Genomic DNA, 16,486 nt, shown 5'->3' with positions numbered 1-16,486 from the left:
GCGTCAGGCTGTTTCTCGATCCGTCACCCACTCCAACGGAGGCGTTCGCGCCCCCACCGTGCAGGGCTGTGCAACGCCGTCGTCATCGCTCGATCACGGTACTGCTCGCGATAGTGCCAGGCGTACGCGCGGGGTTCGAAACCGGGTGAAGCAATTCGGCGCAAGAAAACCAGCAGATTTCCGATTTGTGCGAATCACACGGCCATATTTGTCCGGAAATCTATGCTCGCCGAATACGTTTGACATGAATTTTATATCCGGCCGGGCGGGTGCGGGATGCCCGGTGCCCGCGCGGAAACGGTCTCAGCCGCCGAGTAGCGAGGCGAGCGAGGTGTCCGGGTCCAGCTCGACCCCGAGTGCGCGGGCTGTCCCGGACAGCATCGAGCAGAGCGACGTCGTCAGGTAGGTCGTGAGCTGGCCCGCGCTCAACGACTTCTCGTTCGGGTCGGTGCGCCAGCTGTTGACCGTCGCGTCCACGAACCCGAGCATGCCGAACGCCGTCGGCCGTGCGAGGCGGGGGTCACCCTCGTAGCGTGCCAGTGCACGGCCGACGGCGTCCTCCATGCGCGCGGCTACAGCCGTACGCGCACCGCTGATCGCGTGCGAGGCGAGAACCTGCTGGTCGCTGGATCCCGCGACGAGGAAGTGGTGCAGGTGGGGGTGCCGCTCGATCCAGCTCACATACGTACCCACCGCGTGCCGGACGGTCTCGATCAGCGTTCCGTTCGGGGACAGAACCGGCGTCAGCTCGTCGAGGAGCATGTCCACGATGCGGCGACGAACGTGCTCGTCGAGATCCTCGCGGCCGTCGAAATGCCGGTAGACGACCTGGCGGGGCAGCTCCAGCCGCTGCGCGATGCGCCGCACGCTGACGCCGGTGCCCTCCTCCTCGATGGCGCGCAGCGCCGCGTCGACGACCTCCGTGCGGCGCTGTTCCTTGTGCTCCTGCCAGCGCGTCGTGCGCCCGTCGACGCGTACGTCCTTGGTCTCGTTCGCCGTATCCAGCACGGCTGCCACTCTACATCGCTCGCTCGGCTGGATGGTCATTGACTGTGACAACCTGTCACACTAATCTATGTGTGACGGTTGGTAACAGGCCAGCAGTGGTCGTGCGAGCAAGGGAGCTGCGATGACCGAGAACGGGAACGTGGCGACGCGGGAGAAGGTCGCCGAGAGGTTGCTCAGCGGGTCGGTCAAACGGTCCTACGAGCCCGCCGTGGATATCGACTGGGACGCGCCGCTGGACGAGAACAAGCTGTTCCTGCCCGAGCAGGTCATCTCGCTGTACGGCACGCCACTCTGGGAACGCATGAGCCACGCGCAGCGCAGGGAGCTCTCCCGTCAGGAGCTGGCGAACGTACTGAGCGCGGGGATCTGGTTCGAGAACGTGCTCAACCGGATGCTGTTGCGCGAGCTGCTCGCCGAGGACCCCACGGGCCGCCACGCCCACTACGCCCTGACCGAGATGGGCGACGAATGCCGGCACATGGTCATGTTCGGGCGGCTCATCGACCGGATAGGGGTGCGGCCCTACCGGTTGCGCGGGCTCGGCCTGCTGGGGGTCACGGCGTTACCCGCCGCCATCCGGCGCTCGTTCGTGTGGGTGGCCGCGCTGATCGGGGAGGAGATCTTCGACGCCCTGCAGCGGCGGATGGTGGACGCGCCCGAGCTGGAGCCGCTGGTGTCGCGGATGATGCGGATCCACGTGACCGAGGAAGCCAGGCACATCCGGTTCGCCCGTGAGGCGCTGGCCAGGACAGCCCCGCTGATGAGCCGGTGGGAACGGGAGTACACCGGCAACCTGATGGGCATCGGTGCCCCGCTGTTCGCGGCCTTGTTCACCAACCGGCACATGTACGCGCGCGCCGGTCTGGACGGTAAGGAGGCAAAGAACCAGGCACTGAACAACCCGCACTTCGCCGAGGCCCGCCGGTACGGGTTCGCCGATCTCGGGAACTTCCTGGAGAGCGTCGGCATGATGCGGCCCGCTGCCCGGTACATGTGGAAGCGCTGGGGGTTCATCGCATGACCGCCGGCACGCACCCGCAGGTGATCATCGTCGGAGCCGGATTCGCCGGGTTGTGCACCGCCATCAAGCTCGCCGAGGCAGGCATCGAGGACTTCCGCATCCTGGAGAAGGCCGACGAGCTCGGCGGCACCTGGCGGGAGAACACCTACCCGGGGTGCGGCTGTGACGTCCCGTCACTGATGTACTCGTACTCCTTCGCGCCGAACCCGCACTGGTCGCGCATGTACGCGCGGCAGCCGGAGATACTCGACTACCTTCGCCGCGTGGTGCGGCGCTACGACCTCGGCAGGTACATCGAGTTCGGCACGGAGGTGACCTCCTACGAGTTCGACGAGGAGGCGGACCGGTGGTGGGTACGGACGGCGGGGGGACGGACCTACCACCCGCGTATCGTGGTGGCCGCTCCCGGACCGCTGCACGAGCCGAAGATTCCCGAGCTGCCCGGCCGGGAACGCTTCCGTGGGACGAGCTTTCACTCGGCGGAGTGGGACCACTCCTACGACACGGCGGGCAAGCGAGTGGCGGTGATCGGTACCGGCGCCAGCGCCGTGCAGTTCATCCCCCGGCTGGCGAGGGACGCGCAGCGGATGTCGGTGTTCCAGCGCACACCGCACTGGGTGCTACCCAAATGGGACAGACGCCTGACCCGTACCGAGCGGGTCGCCTTCCGCGTGGTTCCCGGGCTGCGCAGGCTGTACCGCTACGCGATCTACTGGATCCACGAGGCGCTCATCCTGGGGTTCCTGCACCCGCGCCTGATGAGGCGGATCGAGGCGATCGCCAGGGGCCAGCTGCGACGCCAGGTCGCCGATCCGGAGCTCCGGCGCGACCTGACCCCGGATTACACGATCGGCTGTAAGCGGATCCTGATCTCCAGCGACTACTATCCCGCGCTGCAACGCGAGAATGTCGAGCTGGTCACCGGAGGGATCGCCGAGATAACCCCGGACGGGATCCGTACGCGCGACGGCTCCGAGCGGGAGTTCGACGCCATCGTCTACGCCACGGGTTTCGCCGTGACCGACCGGTTCGCCGCCGAGCGCATCGTCGGCAAGGGTGGCCTGACGATCCAGCAAGCCTGGCGGGACGGCATGGAGGCATTCCAGGGGATCGCGGTAGCCGGGTTCCCGAACTTCTTCCTGATGCTGGGGCCGAACTCCGGCGGTGGCAACCAGTCCATCGTGTTCATGATCGAGGCGCAGGCGGGCTACATCGTCCAATGCCTGCGGCAGATGGAGCAGCGGGACGTCACCCGGATCGAGGTGCGCCCGGCGGTGCAGCGCCGGTTCAATCAGTGGGTGCACGGCAAGCTGGCGGGCAGCGTGTGGAACTCCGGTGGCTGCGACAGCTGGTACCTGGACGACACGGGGGCCAACCGTGCGGCCTGGCCGGGCTCGAGCGTGTCGTACTGGCGCCGGATGCGGCAGGTCAACCCGGAGCACTTCGAGTGGACCGCGGCCGCCGACCGCGAACCGGAGCATGCTTATCACGGACCCGCCACGCTGACCGCCGGTACCGAGGAGCTGCCCGTGACGGTCACGCTGTCCGGGCATCTCGAACCGATCGACGGGGCGTTCCACTGGTACGGCCGGGTCGCGGCCGACGATGCGGTGATCGCATGGAAACGGGCCAACAGGCGGGTCACGCTCAGCCTGCCGGGGCGTGAGGCCGTGCACGCCCGGCTTGTCGAGGTGGATCCCTGGGGGCACGTGCGCATCAGCGGTACGGGGGTCCCGCCGTTCCCCGTCGAGTCGTTGGAGGAGATCGAGCGGACGGAGGTGGCCGGCTCACCGGTTGCGGGGAGCTAGGGCGTGTCTCTAAAGGATGTGTTTGAGCCACTGGGTGATGGCGCGTAGGACGGCTCCGGCCCGGTAGGTGAGGGCGAGTTTGTCGTAGCGCGTCGCCAGGCCGCGCCACTGCTTGAGGTCGCTGTAGCCGCGCTCGATGACGTTGCGGCCGCGGTAGGCAGCGACCTGCAGGGTCACGGGTCGTCCTCCGCGTGATCCGCGGTTGCGGCGGTGCTGCTGCTGGTCACGCGGCTCGGGGATCACTGCCGGGATGCCCCGGCGCCGTAGTTCGGCCCGGGTGGCGCGGGAGGAATAGGCCTTGTCGCCGAGCAGCCTCTCCGGCCGGGTGCGTGCCCTGCCGGGGCCGTCACGGGCGATGCGTAGTGCCGCGAGCAACGGGGCCAGCATCGGTGAGTCGCCGCCCTGGCCCGGCCCGCACAGGATCACCAGCGGCAGCCCGTGCCCGTCGACCAGTTGATGGATCTTGGTGGACAGGCCGCCCCGCGAGCGACCCAGGGCGTGATCAGCCGGCTCGGCACGCGGATGCGTGTGATTCGACCGGGCCCCCTGTGCCCCGCGGCAGGGTGGCGCCGTGCTGATGAGCGCGGCAGATCGTGGAATCGACCGCCACCGACCAGTCCAGCTGCCCCTGCGCATCGGCACGCACCAGCAGGGCATCCAGGACCCTGTCCCAGGTGCCGTCGGCAGCCCAGGCACGGTGACGCTTCCACACCGTCTGCCACGGGCCGAACTCGTCGGGCAGATCTCTCCAGGCGATGCCGCACCGGTACCGGTAGATGATGCCTTCGACTACTTGTCGATGATCACGACGAGGACGCCCCGTCACCGGCCGCTGCCGCGGCAGTAACGCCTCGACCGCACCCCACTGCACATCGGACAAAACCTTCTGACGACTCATCCCGCCAGCATCACCCAACCACCAGCACCAGCTTTGGAGACACGCCCTAGCCGCCTCCCACCCGCAGCCGCTCACGAGCCCGCTGCTCGTTGCCGCCACGCCGTCCGGGCCGCTGCGACCCCGATGTCGCGGTGAGCAGCACGAGACGTACCGGAGCGCCAGTGGACCCTGCTGCCGGTGGTGATGATGATGTTGATCGCCCGCCCGCACCCTTACATGATCGGTGATCGCACTGCTAGCGTCGCTGTGCAGCCATCCAGTTCGCCGAGTACGTCGGGAGAATGCCAGCATGAACTCCTCCACTGAGCCGGCCATGAAGCTGACCTCGCTGTCCCAGGGGGCCGGCTGCGCGTGCAAGCTTCCGTTGGCCAAGCTGGAGAGCATGTTCTCCTCGCTCGGTGCGAACCTCGAGTCGGCCACCGGCGAGATGCTGGTCGGGGCCTCAGAGGGCGACGACGCCGCGGTCTATCGCCTCGACGACGACCGCGCCCTGATCCTGACCACCGACTTCTTCACCCCGATCGTGGACGATGCCTACGACTGGGGCCGGATCGCGGCGGCCAACGCCCTGTCCGATGTGTACGCGATGGGCGGGCGGCCGATCATCGCGGTCAACCTCACCGCGTGGCCGGGCAACGATGTGCCCATGGAGATGCTGTCCGACGTGCTGCGCGGGGGTGCCGACGTGGCGCGTGAGGCGGGCTGCTTCATCGGCGGCGGGCATACCATCGACGATGCCGTTCCCAAGTACGGGATGGCCGTCGTCGGCATGGCCCATCCGGACCAGCTCTTCCAGATCGACCAGCTGCGGGCCGGTGATGAGCTTGTGCTCACCAAGGCGCTGGGCACCGGGGTTATCGCCACGTCGATCAAGGCGGGAGGCGCCAGCCAGGAGTGGATCGACGGCGCCGTCGACTCGATGACCACGCTCAACGCCGACGCCGGCGCGATCGCCTCGAGCGCGGGGGCGCGCGCGGCCACCGACGTGACCGGCTTCGGCCTGCTCGGCCACCTGCACCGGATGGCGCGTGCCAGCGGCGTCGCCGCCGAGATCGACTCCGCTGCCGTCCCCGTCCTGCCGGGCGCGGTCGACGCGATCCGCGCGGGCTTCGTTCCGGGCGGCACCAAGGCCAACACCGACCACCTCAGCTCCGTGGTCAGCGTCGCCGACGACGTCGACAAGGAGATGGCGGTGTTGTTGCACGACGCCCAGACCTCCGGCGGCATGCTGATCGCGGTTCCCTCCGGGACGGACAGCGCGGCCGTCGTCGCCGAGCTGCGTGGCAAGAACCTCCCCGCTGCCGTGATCGGCCGGGCGGCGGCAGGCACTCCCGGCCACGTCACCGTTGTGCGCTGAATGACGCTTTCACTCCATACGGGTGGTTGACGGACGCTTTCGGTCCACGAGCCGGACTGAAAGCGTCCGTCAGCGTCAGCGCACGGTACGGCGGACGGCTGCGCTGATGAAGTCCACGGCCAGGGTCAGCAGGATCAGCGTGACGAGCGTGGTCAGCGCGGCGCCGTAGTCGAAACCGCTCAGCTGTTGCGCCAGCGCGTAACCGAGCCCGCCGGCCCCGACGACGCCGACGACCACGGTCTCCCGGATGGTGACCTCCCACCGGTAGAGACCGTAGGCGGCGAAGCGAGGCGTCGCGGCTGGTACCACGCCGTAGCAGAAGACCTGCGCCGCAGACGCTCCGTGGGCGCGCAGCGCGCGCAGCGGCCGGACGTCGAGGTTCTCCGCCGACTCGGCCATCAGGCGGCCGAGCACGCCGACGGTGTAGACGCCGAGTGCCAGCGCGCCCGGCAGGATCCCTGGATAGAGGACGAACAGGAACAGCAGTGCCCACACCGGTGGCGGGATGGCCCGCAGCACCACGAGGATCAACCTGCTCACCGCGAACAGCACCAGGCGTGCTGCGCGCGAGAGGACATGACGCCGCGTGTGGTAGCTGCCGCGAGGAAGGTTCGCCGCGGGGAAGGCGAACAGCGCTGCCCCGCAGAAGCCGATCACCATGGCCAGGATCGAGATGGCGAGCGTGACCGCGCTGAGCCACACCAGCCCGGACAGGCCGTCGCCCGCCAGGGAGGGCGGCCATGCGTCGCCGAGCAGCCGCCGGGTGTGTTCCCAGGTCTCGCCGCTCCACAGCACGGCGACATCCAGCCCGATCCACCACACGGACAGGACGATCAGGGCGATGCCGAGTAGCCCTGAGCCCATGAGAACCGGGTCGGCTCCGCGCCTGGTCCGCTGCGTGCCGTCGGCGCGGGCGCTCCGCCTGGCCCGTACCCGCGAGCTCCAGAAGTCCGCTGCGACGCTGAGTGCGATCAGTGCGTAGAGCAGCGTCCATATCTCGTCGTAGTGCAGGCTCTGGAAGCTCAACGAGAGCTGGAAACCCAGGCCACCGGCGCCCACCAGGCCGAGCACGGCTGCGCTGCGGATGGCGCACTCGAAACGGTAGAAGCCGTAGGAGAGCAGGTCGGACAGCGCGGGTGGCAGCAGGCCGTAGATCATCGCCGCGCTCCGGCTCGCGCCGCCTGCCAGCAGGGCCGAGTACGGCTGCCGCGCGGTCTCGTCCAGCAGCTCGGAGAACACCTTGGCCGTGACAGCTCCGAACGGGATACCGATGGCCAGTACCGCCACGATCGGGTCGAGCCCGAACACGATCAGGAAGATCAGGCCCCAGACCACCTCGTGGATACCGCGGGGCACCACGAGCACCGTCCGTGCCAGCATCCAGGAGGCCGTGCCGCGCCTGCCGCGTGCACGGCGGCCGAGTGACCACCATGTCTGCGAGGTCAGCACGCCACCGACGATGCCGATCACCAGGCTGAGTGCGGTGCCGAGTACCGCGTACGCCAGGGTGGTCAGCGCGGCCGTCCCGGTCAGTGCCAGGAACTCACCGTCGAGCCGGGGGGCACCCGCCGCGCGGAAGAACTCGAGGAACGCGGGGATCCCCTCGGCACGGAGCACGTCCCGCTCGCCGATCCCGGCGGCCACAAGCGAGGCGCCGGTCACGGCCACGGCCGCCAGTGCCCACAACCACCGCTGGCGCGAGCGCCGGGTGCCGCCGCTCCGCCCGGCCGGAGCGGGAGTCGACGTCTCCTCGACCCCGTCGAGCGCGCGCAGCGACACTGTCATGGCGACCCCGGTGCCTGGTCGATGGTGTAGAGCGCACGGACCTCGTCGTCGTGCAGGTTCTCCCTGCGCTTGTCGAACACGATCCTGCCGTCCCGCAGGCCGACCACGCGCTCGAACTTGTCCAGCGCCATGTCCACGTCGTGCAGGCTGGCCAGCAGCGCGGTCTCCGACTCGGCGCTGATGTCCAGGAGCAGCTTCATGATCTCCAACCCCCGGGTCGGGTCGAGGCTGGCGACCGGCTCGTCGGCGAGGATGGCGTCGGGCTGTTGCACGAGGACCCTGGCGATGGCGACACGCTGCTGCTCCCCGCCGGAGAGGTCACCGGTGCGCTCGTGCAGTTTGTCCCGGATACCGACCTGCGCGAGCGCCTCACGCACGCGCGGCACATCCCTCGGCAAGACGAGAGACAGCGCCGCCTTCCAGAACGGCCACGTACCGAGCCTGCCCGCGTTCACGTTGTGCACCGTGCGCAGCTGGGCCACGACATCGAACCGCTGGTGGATCGTACCGATGCGTCGCTGGGTAGCGCGGATGTTCCTGGCCGAGGCGCGCGCGTAGGGGCAGCCGAGCGCCCGCACCTCACCGCGCGTGGCCGTCGTGGTGCCGTTCAGCAGGCTGATCAGCGTGGTCTTGCCCGCGCCGCTCGGCCCGATGATCGCCACCCGTTCCCCGGAACGCACCACGAGGTCCACACCGGACAAGGCTTCGACCTGGCCGAGCCGGACGCTGACATCCCGGAGCTCGAAAACGACGTCGTCGTCCCGATCGCCGACCCGCGGCCGGGATCCCTCGCGTGCCGTGGCCTGCTCGGCCCTACGATCGCGCTGCCTGTCGTGCTCCGCGTCCCGCGCCATGGCGATCACAACAACCCGACGTCGCGAGCGACCTTCTCGATCTGCTCGTAGTTCTCGGCCTCCGTTGCGATGAAGCCCTCCGCCTGGAACAGCTGGAGGATCTCCCGCTCGCGTTCGTCGCTGCCGTCGAGGTCGAGCAGCGCCTCGGTCAGGTTGTCGGTGAAGCCTGCGCCGAACGTCCCGTCCAGCTCCGGCCGGGCCAGCCAGTGATAGTCGTGGTACGTGGGCGTGCGGTACACCTCGCGAACCCGGTCGGTGTCCACGGCACCCTCCTCGACGCGGTCGTCCCACAGCGCCGCGTTGAGTGCGCCGACCTCGTAGGTGCCTTCCTCGACGAGCTTGGCCGTGGTGTCGTGCGAGCCGGAGAAGCCGACCTCGCCCGCGAACTCGTCCACCGAGACTCCTGCCTCGGACAGGAAGTGCTGGGGCATGACGCGTCCGGAGGTGGACGACTCGCTGCCGAAGGTGAACGAGTGCCCGGCCAGCTCGGCCAGCCCGGCCGGATCGTCGAACGGCTCCAGGCCGGTGTCGGTGTTGGCGACGAACACGCTCTCGAACTCCGCGTCGATGGTGCGCTGCGCGATCGGTTCGGCCCCCTCGACCTGGTCGCGTGCCTGCACGCCCGTGACCCCGCCGAAGAACGCCAGCTGCAGGTCGCCGCGCTGGAACGCGGTGACAGCCGCGGTGTAGTCGGTGACGGGTACGTATTCGACCTCGACGTCGAGCTCCTCGCTGAGGTAGTCGGCCAGCGTGCCGTAGGTGCGTTGCAGCTGCTCGGGGTCCTGGTCGGGGATCGCGCCGATGCTGAGCGTGTCACCGCTGCCGCCGCCCTGGCCACTCGGGTCGCCCGGAGCGCTCCCGCAAGCCGCGGCACCGAGGGTCACGGCCGCGAGGGCCAGGATCCGGAGGGGCGCGTCGCGCATGGTGGCTCCTTTCACTCTGGTTACGTCAGCGACAGCTCGGCAAGCAGGTCGGCCCAGGCCGCGTGCTCGCGTCGCGGGTCGACGAGGTGTCGCAGGTTCCGGCACCGGCGTGCCAACTGGGTGTAGAAGCCGTCGCGGTCCGACTCGGCTGCGGCGAGCAGATCAGCGAGGGACTCGGTGTCGCCTGCGGGGAAGTAGCCTGGGTAGTCATGGCCGAGCAGGCCGATCGACCCCGGGATGGCAGAGGAGATCACCGGGACGCCCGCGGCGATCGCCTCGGAGATGACGTTCGCGCCACCCTCGTGTTGCGAGGCGAGCACGAGTAACCTGCTGCGTGCCAGCACGTCGAGCGCCTGTGCCCGGGTGCGCTCACCGAGCCAGCTGTACCGCGGGTTCGTCGCCGACTCCTCGCGCGCCGCGGCCGCGAGGTCGCTGTCGAGCACCGAGCCGACATGGGTCACGTGGACGCGCGAGTCCGGTGGCAGCAGCCGTACGGCCGCGGCCGCGCGAAGCGGGTCCTTCACGGCGCGGATGTGCGCGAGCTGGGCGACCTCGACGATGCCGTCCGCGGGCCGGCGTCGCTCGATGGGTGGCACCGACTGCAGGATCACGCGGCACCGCTCGCGCCGCGCGCTGTCGAGCTGGTCACGTCCGTGCTCCTGCAGCACGACGATCCGGGACGCCAGGTCGAGCACCTCCGGCTCGACACCGGTGCTGCGCAGGTCCGGGTAGAGGTCCGTGCCGGTCAGCGCGAGCACGATGGGTGCCCGCGGGTTCTCGGCGCGGAACGCGCGGATCGCGTCCGCGCTCTTACGCGCGTGCAGCGCGATCAGCGCCGCGTAGCGACCTCCCGGATACTCCTGCGCGGTCCGTACCTCGTGGCCGAGCTCGCGCAGGATGCCGGCCCAGCGCTGGGCGGTGACCCCGTTCCCGTGGACGGTGTTCGGGGCCGCGGGGCTGACCAGCAGGATCATGTCAGTGAACCGCACAGGTCCGGAACCCGGCGAGAACGTCCGCGCGGTCCGGTGTGAAGTAGTTGCGCAATGTGGACCGGGCGTACCGGCCCCTTGTGGGCCACCCTCCGCCGCGCAGCACCTTGCGCTGCCCGAAGAACTGCTCCGAGTTGTCCCCGTAGGCGTCGCGCTCGAAGTTCGGGTACGCGTCGAAGTCGCTGGCCGTCCACTCCCACACGTTGCCGATCATCTGCCTGCACCCGTCAGGGGAGTCGCCCTGGCCGCACGCGCTGACGGGGACCGGCCCCCCGGATCGCCAATCGGTCGCTGCCTCTGCCGGCCCGGGCAGCCGCGAGCCCCACGGGTAGGCACTCTTGTCCTGCCTGCCCGCTGTGGCGGCGAACTCCCACTCGGCTTCGGTCGGCAGCCGCCTGCCCGCCCAACGGCAGAAGGCGTCGGCCTCCCACCAGGTGATATGGCTGACCGGTAGGTCCGGTTCCAGATTCACCCACGCGTCGAAGTGGCGCCGTTGCCAGCCGCCGTCCGGACCGGGCCGCCAGTACACCGGATGCGTGGCTCCGCTTGCCGCGAGCCAGGCGCCACCATCGGACCACAGCCCTGGTGTACGGTAGCCGCCGTCCTCGACGAACTGCGCGAACTCCCGCTGGGTCACCGCGGTGGCCGTCATCGCGAACGGCGCCACGTCGACCGGATGCGCCCACTTCTCGTTGTCGTAGACGAACGGGTCACGGCGCTGCGCGCCGAGCAGGAAGCGGCCGCCCGCGAACTTGACGTCCCCGCCGAAGTCCTCGCCGGAGGCGTCGAACGACGCACCGGTGTCGGTGAGCCCGGCCATGTGCGGGGCAGGGTGGCCGAGGAGCTGCCTGGTGTAGGTGAACGCCTCGGTGTGCGTGTCGTGGTGGTGCACGGTGTAGCGGGCGAAGTGCCGGACGACATCGGTGGCGTCGCCCGCAGTCACCTCCTGGGCGACCCGCTCGGCCACGGTGCGCAGGTACGACAGTGTGTCCTCACGGGACGGCAGCGCCAGGTACCAGCGTGTGTCGTGCGGGATGGCGCCCGAGTCGTACAGGGCGTCGGCATACGGCAGGATCGGGTCCCTGCCGCAGGCCCGCCTGAGCACGAAGAGCTCCTGGAACCAGGCGATGTGCCCCAGCTCCCAGAGCAGCGGGTTGACGGTGGGCAGCAGTGGACCGATCAGCTGGTCGTCCGTGAGGTCAGCGACGAGCTCCTCGGCGCGGTGCGCCGCGTCGGATATCCAGCCGGCCAGTTCTTCCGCGGTCACCTCGCGGTGATTCACATCGCCTCCCTACTCGTCCGCCTGGGCCTTCTGGTGACCCCCGGGCGGTGCCGTTACGTTCCCCCGGTCCGGGGGACGATGAGCGTCGCCAGCGATGAAAACACAGTACGCGTCGGCTGTCAGCGTCCATCAGAGTTGATCTCTGCCGCACCCCGGCGATTCTGTGTCAGTGCGCTGACAGTCGTGGGCGTCGGCTGTGACTCAGGGAGTCGCGCGGGCGAGGCTGAGCGCGAACCGTCCCGCCGCGTCCGTCCACCAGCTGTGCAGCTCGAATCCGGCCGTGACCAGCTCGGATGCCACGTGCTCGCGGCGGAACTTCGTGGAGACCTCGGTACGCATCTCCTCGCCCTCTGTGAAGTTGATCTCGAGGTCGATCCCGGGGAGCGTGACGCGCATGTCCCGCTCGGCACGCAGCCGCATCTCGATCCATTCCTGGCGCTCGTCCCACACCGCGCGGTGTGTGAACGCCTCGGGGACGAAGTCGGCGTCCAGCTCGGCGTTGAGGACGTGCAGGACGTTGCGGTTGAACTCCCCGGTCACCCCCTGGGAGTCGGCGTAGGCACGAACCAGGGTGTCGGGGTCCTTGACCAGATCCGTGCCGAGCAGCAGCCATTCGCCACCGTCGAGCGCGTCGCGCAGCGAGGTCAGGAACTTGGCGCGCTCGTCGGGCAGCAGGTTCCCGATGGTGCCGCCGAGGAACGCGACCAGGCGGGGACGCGATCCGTCCGGAACCGCGAGGGAGCTGGTGAAGTCGTCGACGACACCGTGTACCCGAAGCGCCGGATAGGTCTCGGCGATGGCGTGCGCGGCCTCGCGAAGGGCCTGCTCGGAGACATCGAGCGGGAAGAACTCGCGCAGGATCCCAGAAGGGGTCCCCTCGGCGGTACCGTCCGGTGCCCCGTTCGCGCTGAACGCGTCCAGCAGCAGCCGCGTCTTGACGGACGATCCGGACCCGAGCTCGACCAGTGCCGACGGCCGGGTGATGGTGGCGAGCTCGGGTGCGCGTTCGGCGAGGATCTCGCGTTCGGCACGGGCCGGGTAGTACTCCGGGAGCCGCGTGATGTCCTCGAACAGCTCACTTCCCCTGGCGTCGTAGAACCACTTCGGGGGCAGCCACTTCGGCATCGAGGTGAGTCCGGTGAGGGCGTCGGCGCGCAGCGCCTCGGCCGCCTGTTCGGGCGTGTGCCGGATCTCGACGGTTGCTGGCGGCATGGTCACCTCGCAGTGAGCTGATGGACGGTCGCCCATGATGATCTCTGACGAGGGGGCACAGGGAAAGCCGTCACGCCTGCGTCCTTGTTCATAGTCGGGCTGTCCACCACGTCGACGTCCCCGAACGTCACGCCTCACCCGCTGGTTCCCGCCCGCGAGTCGGTCACGCGCCGGCCCTCGTCCGGAAACGTGCGGACAGCCCTGCGGTACTCAGGCGGGCAGCACACCCCGGCCCGGCGCGGGCGATGCCCGCGCCGGGCCGGGGCCGGCAGGCGTCACGCCGCCTGCCGGTCGCTCGCGCTCACCTCGAAGCGCAACTCGCCGTCGACCACGTCGACGGCGACCCGCTGGCCGCTGTCCAGCTGCTCGACGAGCAGCAGGTCCGCGAGCCGGTCGTCGACCTCCCGCTGGATCGTGCGACGCAGCGGCCGCGCACCGAACTCGGGCTGGTGTCCTCGCTCGGCGAGCCAGTCGATGGCCGCGCCGGTGAACTCCACATCGACACCCTGCGCCCGCAGCCGCTTCCGGCTGTCCTCGAGCAACAGGTCGGCGATCGAGTGCAGCTCCGTTGCGCTGAGCTTGCGGAAGATCACGACCTCGTCGATGCGGTTGAGGAACTCCGGCCGGAACGACTCCTTGAGCCTGCCCATCAGCCGCTCGCGTACGGGCCTCTCGCTGGCGTCCTGGCCGGGGGAGGTGAAGCCGAGCGAGCCGGAGCCGCTGGAGATGACGTCCGAGCCCAGGTTGCTCGTCATGATCAGCACCGTGTTCCGGAAGTCGACGGTGCGACCCTGCCCGTCGGTGAGCCGCCCGTCGTCGAGCACCTGGAGCAGGATGTTGAACACGTCCGGATGGGCCTTCTCGACCTCGTCGAGCAGGATCACCGAGTACGGGCGGCGCCGCACGGCCTCGGTCAGCTCGCCGGACTGCCCGTAGCCGACGTAGCCGGGCGGCGCGCCGATCAGCCTGCTCTCCGTGTGGCGTTCCTGGTACTCGCTCATGTCCAGCCGCACCATGTTGTCCGTGTCACCGAACAGCGCGGCCGCCAGTGCCTTGGCCAGCTCGGTCTTGCCGACACCGGTCGGTCCGAGGAACAGGAAGCTCCCGATCGGCCGCTGGGGGTCGCCCAGCCCGGCGCGGGAACGTCGCACGGAGCGCGCGATGGCGTGTACCGCGTCCTGCTGCCCCACGACCCGTTCGTGCAGCTCGTCCTCGAGCCGCTGCAGGCGCGTCTTCTCCTGCTCGGTGAGACGCTGCACGGGCACGCCGGTGGCGCGTGAGACGACACCGGCGATGTCCTCGGTGGTGATCTCGACAGCGTGCTCGTCCGCGTTCGAGGCGACCCTGGCGAGACCGTCCTGCAGCGCGTTGATCTCGTCACGCAGCGCGGAAGCCCGCTCGTAGTCCTCCTCGGCGATGGCCTGCTCCTTCTGCCGCTCCAGCCGCTCGGCCTTCTCGCGCAGCTCGCGGCGCTCGTCCGCCCCGGGGCCGATGCTCAGCCGCTTGCGTGCGCCTGCCTGGTCGAGTACATCGATGGCCTTGTCCGGCAGGTGCCGGTCGGTGATGTAGCGATCCGACAACGTCACGGCCGCGGTGATCGCGTCATCGGTGAACCGCACCCCGTGGTGCTGCTCGTACTGCCCGCGCAGCCCGTCGACAACGGCGACGGCTTCGTCCGCATCGGGCTCGTCGACGAGGACCGGCTGGAACCGGCGCTCCAGTGCCGAATCGGACTCGATGGTGGAGCGGTACTCGTCGAGCGTCGTGGCGCCGACCATGTGTAGCTCACCGCGGGCCAGCCGCGGCTTGAGCATGTTCCCCGCGTCCACGGCGCCCTCGGCGCCGCCGGCACCCACCACGGTGTGCAGCTCGTCGACGAACACGATGATCTCGGAGCTGTGCGCGGCGATCTCGTCGATCACCTTGGTCATGCGCTCCTCGAAGTCACCCCGGTAACGCGTGCCGGCGAGCATCCCGGAGATATCCAGTTGCACGATCCGCTTGCCGGAGAGCATGGCCGGGATGTCGCCCTCGGCGACGCGCCTGGCGAGGCCTTCCACGATCGCGGTCTTGCCCACGCCGGGTTCGCCGATGAGCACGGCGTTGTTCTTGGTCCGGCGCGTCAGTATCTCGATGGTCTGCTCGATCTCGCTGTCCCTGCCGATGACCGGGTCGATCTCACCGTCCCTGGCACGTGCGGTCAGGTCGACGCCGTACTGGTCCAGCGTGGGCGTCGCGCTGCTGTCCCGCTCGCCATCGGCGCGTGTACCCGTCGCGGCCGACTGCAGCGACTCCGGCGTGACATCGGCGTTGAGCAGGATGTTGCCCGGTGTGGACCCGTGGTTGGCTGTCAGCGCCAGGAGCAGGTGGTCGGCGTCGATGTAGGCCGAGCCGACGGCCCGGGAGATCTGGTGGGCACCCAGCAGGACGGACCGGGCGGCCGAGGTCAGCGGAGGCCGGTCCGGTTCGTCACTGCCCGCGTTGGCCGAGCCGGCAGGCGGTAGGCGCTTGGCGGCCCGCTCGGCGAGCTCGTCCGGGTCGGCGCCCGCGCCGCTCAGCAAGTTCCTCGTCGGCTCGGTCCGCGTGGCTGCGAGCAGGATGTGCAGCGCGTCGACCTCGCCGTGGCCCCGCTCGACAGCCTCGCGCGCCGCCGTGCCGACCACCTCGTGGGCCTGCTGTGTCATCAGCTTGCCGATGTCGATGCGGCGCACGGAACGGTCACCCCCGAAGAACCGGGCGAAGAAGTCGTCGAACGGTTCGCCGTCGGGGCCGAATTCGTTGGCCATTCCTACCCCCTTCGGGAGGTTATCGAGTGATGTGCACCCGACAGAACGTCGGTGGACGCCCGATTGTTTCCGGTGCGGCTCGCGGCGTTATGTGCGTCACTTCAGTCCAGCTCATGGAGCTGAGTGGGAACAAAATGGAATGGCCGAGCGTTGTATCGGACTAGTTTTCGCCGAGAGAGAACGTCGACTCCGTGTCGGCCCGGGAATACGACCGGAATGCTATGTGCGTGTCGGTCTTGAGAACGCCAGGAACCTTGTTGATCCGCTCGGGAATGACCGTCGCGAGATCCTGGTGGTCGGGCACCCGGACGATGGCGACGATGTCGATCTCGCCCGCGCACGAGTACGCCTCCGACACACCGTCGATCTCGGCGATCGCTTGTGCTGTCGCGGGCAGCTTGTCGGGCGCGGCGTGCACGAGCACGATCGCGGTGATCACAGTAGCCTCCTTGACTGGCCCTGGACGTCGGGTGCCTGTCGATCGTAGCCCGGCCGCGCCGGAGCGATGAGTTTTCCTCCTTGCCCGTGTCTGTATCTGTGACGGGCCGCGACAGCCGGCCGCG

The 16,486-nt window shown here is 69.3% G+C and carries 12 protein-coding genes and 1 pseudogene; 3 read left to right on the top strand and 10 right to left on the bottom strand.

The genetic code is table 11. The annotated features are described in order from the left end of the window. Positions 1-303 precede the first annotated feature (303 nt). The gene (locus H0B56_RS04945) at positions 304-1,008 is read right to left on the bottom strand and encodes a TetR/AcrR family transcriptional regulator (RefSeq protein ID WP_343063757.1); all 705 of its coding nucleotides are present in this window, start codon (positions 1,006-1,008) and stop codon (positions 304-306) included. A 121-nt stretch (positions 1,009-1,129) separates the two neighbouring features. Between H0B56_RS04945 and H0B56_RS04940 the strand changes: the two genes are divergently transcribed. Both H0B56_RS04940 and H0B56_RS04935 read left to right on the top strand, forming a co-directional pair. Next, positions 1,130-2,029, top strand: a complete 900-nt coding sequence (locus tag H0B56_RS04940) for an AurF N-oxygenase family protein (RefSeq protein WP_180891761.1) — start codon at positions 1,130-1,132, stop codon at positions 2,027-2,029. Further along, positions 2,026-3,837 (top strand): DUF4873 domain-containing protein, encoded by a 1,812-nt coding sequence (locus H0B56_RS04935; RefSeq protein WP_180891760.1) that lies wholly within the window; start codon positions 2,026-2,028, stop codon positions 3,835-3,837. The genes H0B56_RS04940 and H0B56_RS04935 overlap by 4 nt, the downstream gene beginning before the upstream one ends. Before the next feature lie 9 nt (positions 3,838-3,846). On the opposite strand, the pseudogene H0B56_RS04930 reads toward H0B56_RS04935, so the two are convergent. Next, positions 3,847-4,735, bottom strand: a pseudogene (locus H0B56_RS04930) (IS5 family transposase). A gap of 289 nt (positions 4,736-5,024) precedes the next feature. On the opposite strand from H0B56_RS04930, the gene selD reads away from it, so the two are divergent. Then, positions 5,025-6,092 carry a selenide, water dikinase SelD gene (gene selD, locus H0B56_RS04925; RefSeq protein ID WP_180891759.1) on the top strand — a complete coding sequence of 356 codons (1,068 nt, stop codon included), beginning with the start codon at positions 5,025-5,027 and terminating at the stop codon, positions 6,090-6,092. A 75-nt stretch (positions 6,093-6,167) separates the two neighbouring features. Here the strand turns inward: selD and H0B56_RS04920 are convergent, their stop codons facing one another. The 8 genes from H0B56_RS04920 to H0B56_RS04885 form a co-directional block, all read right to left on the bottom strand. Further along, complete coding sequence (locus tag H0B56_RS04920; RefSeq protein ID WP_180891758.1) at positions 6,168-7,877, bottom strand: PhnE/PtxC family ABC transporter permease; 1,710 nt, start codon at positions 7,875-7,877, stop codon at positions 6,168-6,170. Continuing rightward, on the bottom strand, positions 7,874-8,731 hold the full coding sequence (locus H0B56_RS04915; protein ID WP_180891757.1) for a phosphonate ABC transporter ATP-binding protein: 858 nt from the start codon (positions 8,729-8,731) through the stop codon (positions 7,874-7,876). Before H0B56_RS04915 ends, H0B56_RS04920 begins: the two co-directional genes overlap by 4 nt. A 5-nt stretch (positions 8,732-8,736) precedes the next feature. Beyond that, on the bottom strand, positions 8,737-9,654 hold the full coding sequence (locus H0B56_RS04910; protein WP_180891756.1) for a putative selenate ABC transporter substrate-binding protein: 918 nt from the start codon (positions 9,652-9,654) through the stop codon (positions 8,737-8,739). A 20-nt stretch (positions 9,655-9,674) separates the two neighbouring features. Beyond that, positions 9,675-10,643 (bottom strand): selenoneine biosynthesis selenosugar synthase SenB, encoded by a 969-nt coding sequence (senB, locus tag H0B56_RS04905; protein WP_219632347.1) that lies wholly within the window; start codon positions 10,641-10,643, stop codon positions 9,675-9,677. Continuing rightward, a complete protein-coding gene (gene senA, locus H0B56_RS04900) occupies positions 10,630-11,925 on the bottom strand; it encodes a selenoneine synthase SenA (protein ID WP_219632346.1) in 1,296 nt (431 codons plus the stop codon). Before senA ends, senB begins: the two co-directional genes overlap by 14 nt. Before the next feature lie 201 nt (positions 11,926-12,126). Then, positions 12,127-13,137, bottom strand: coding sequence for an L-histidine N(alpha)-methyltransferase (gene egtD / locus H0B56_RS04895; protein WP_180891755.1), 1,011 nt, complete (start codon positions 13,135-13,137; stop codon positions 12,127-12,129). A gap of 275 nt (positions 13,138-13,412) precedes the next feature. Further along, a complete protein-coding gene (locus H0B56_RS04890) occupies positions 13,413-15,923 on the bottom strand; it encodes an ATP-dependent Clp protease ATP-binding subunit (RefSeq protein WP_180891754.1) in 2,511 nt (836 codons plus the stop codon). A 160-nt stretch (positions 15,924-16,083) separates the two neighbouring features. Continuing rightward, positions 16,084-16,362: an Lrp/AsnC ligand binding domain-containing protein gene (locus H0B56_RS04885; RefSeq protein WP_180891753.1), complete on the bottom strand. Its 279-nt coding sequence runs from the start codon at positions 16,360-16,362 to the stop codon at positions 16,084-16,086. Positions 16,363-16,486 lie beyond the last annotated feature (124 nt).

The sequence above is a fragment of the Haloechinothrix aidingensis genome, assembly GCF_013450155.1.
GTDB classification, from domain to species: domain Bacteria; phylum Actinomycetota; class Actinomycetes; order Mycobacteriales; family Pseudonocardiaceae; genus Haloechinothrix; species Haloechinothrix aidingensis.
The sequence above is the reverse complement of the archived record's forward strand: the minus strand, read 5'-3'. Positions and strand labels throughout refer to the sequence as shown.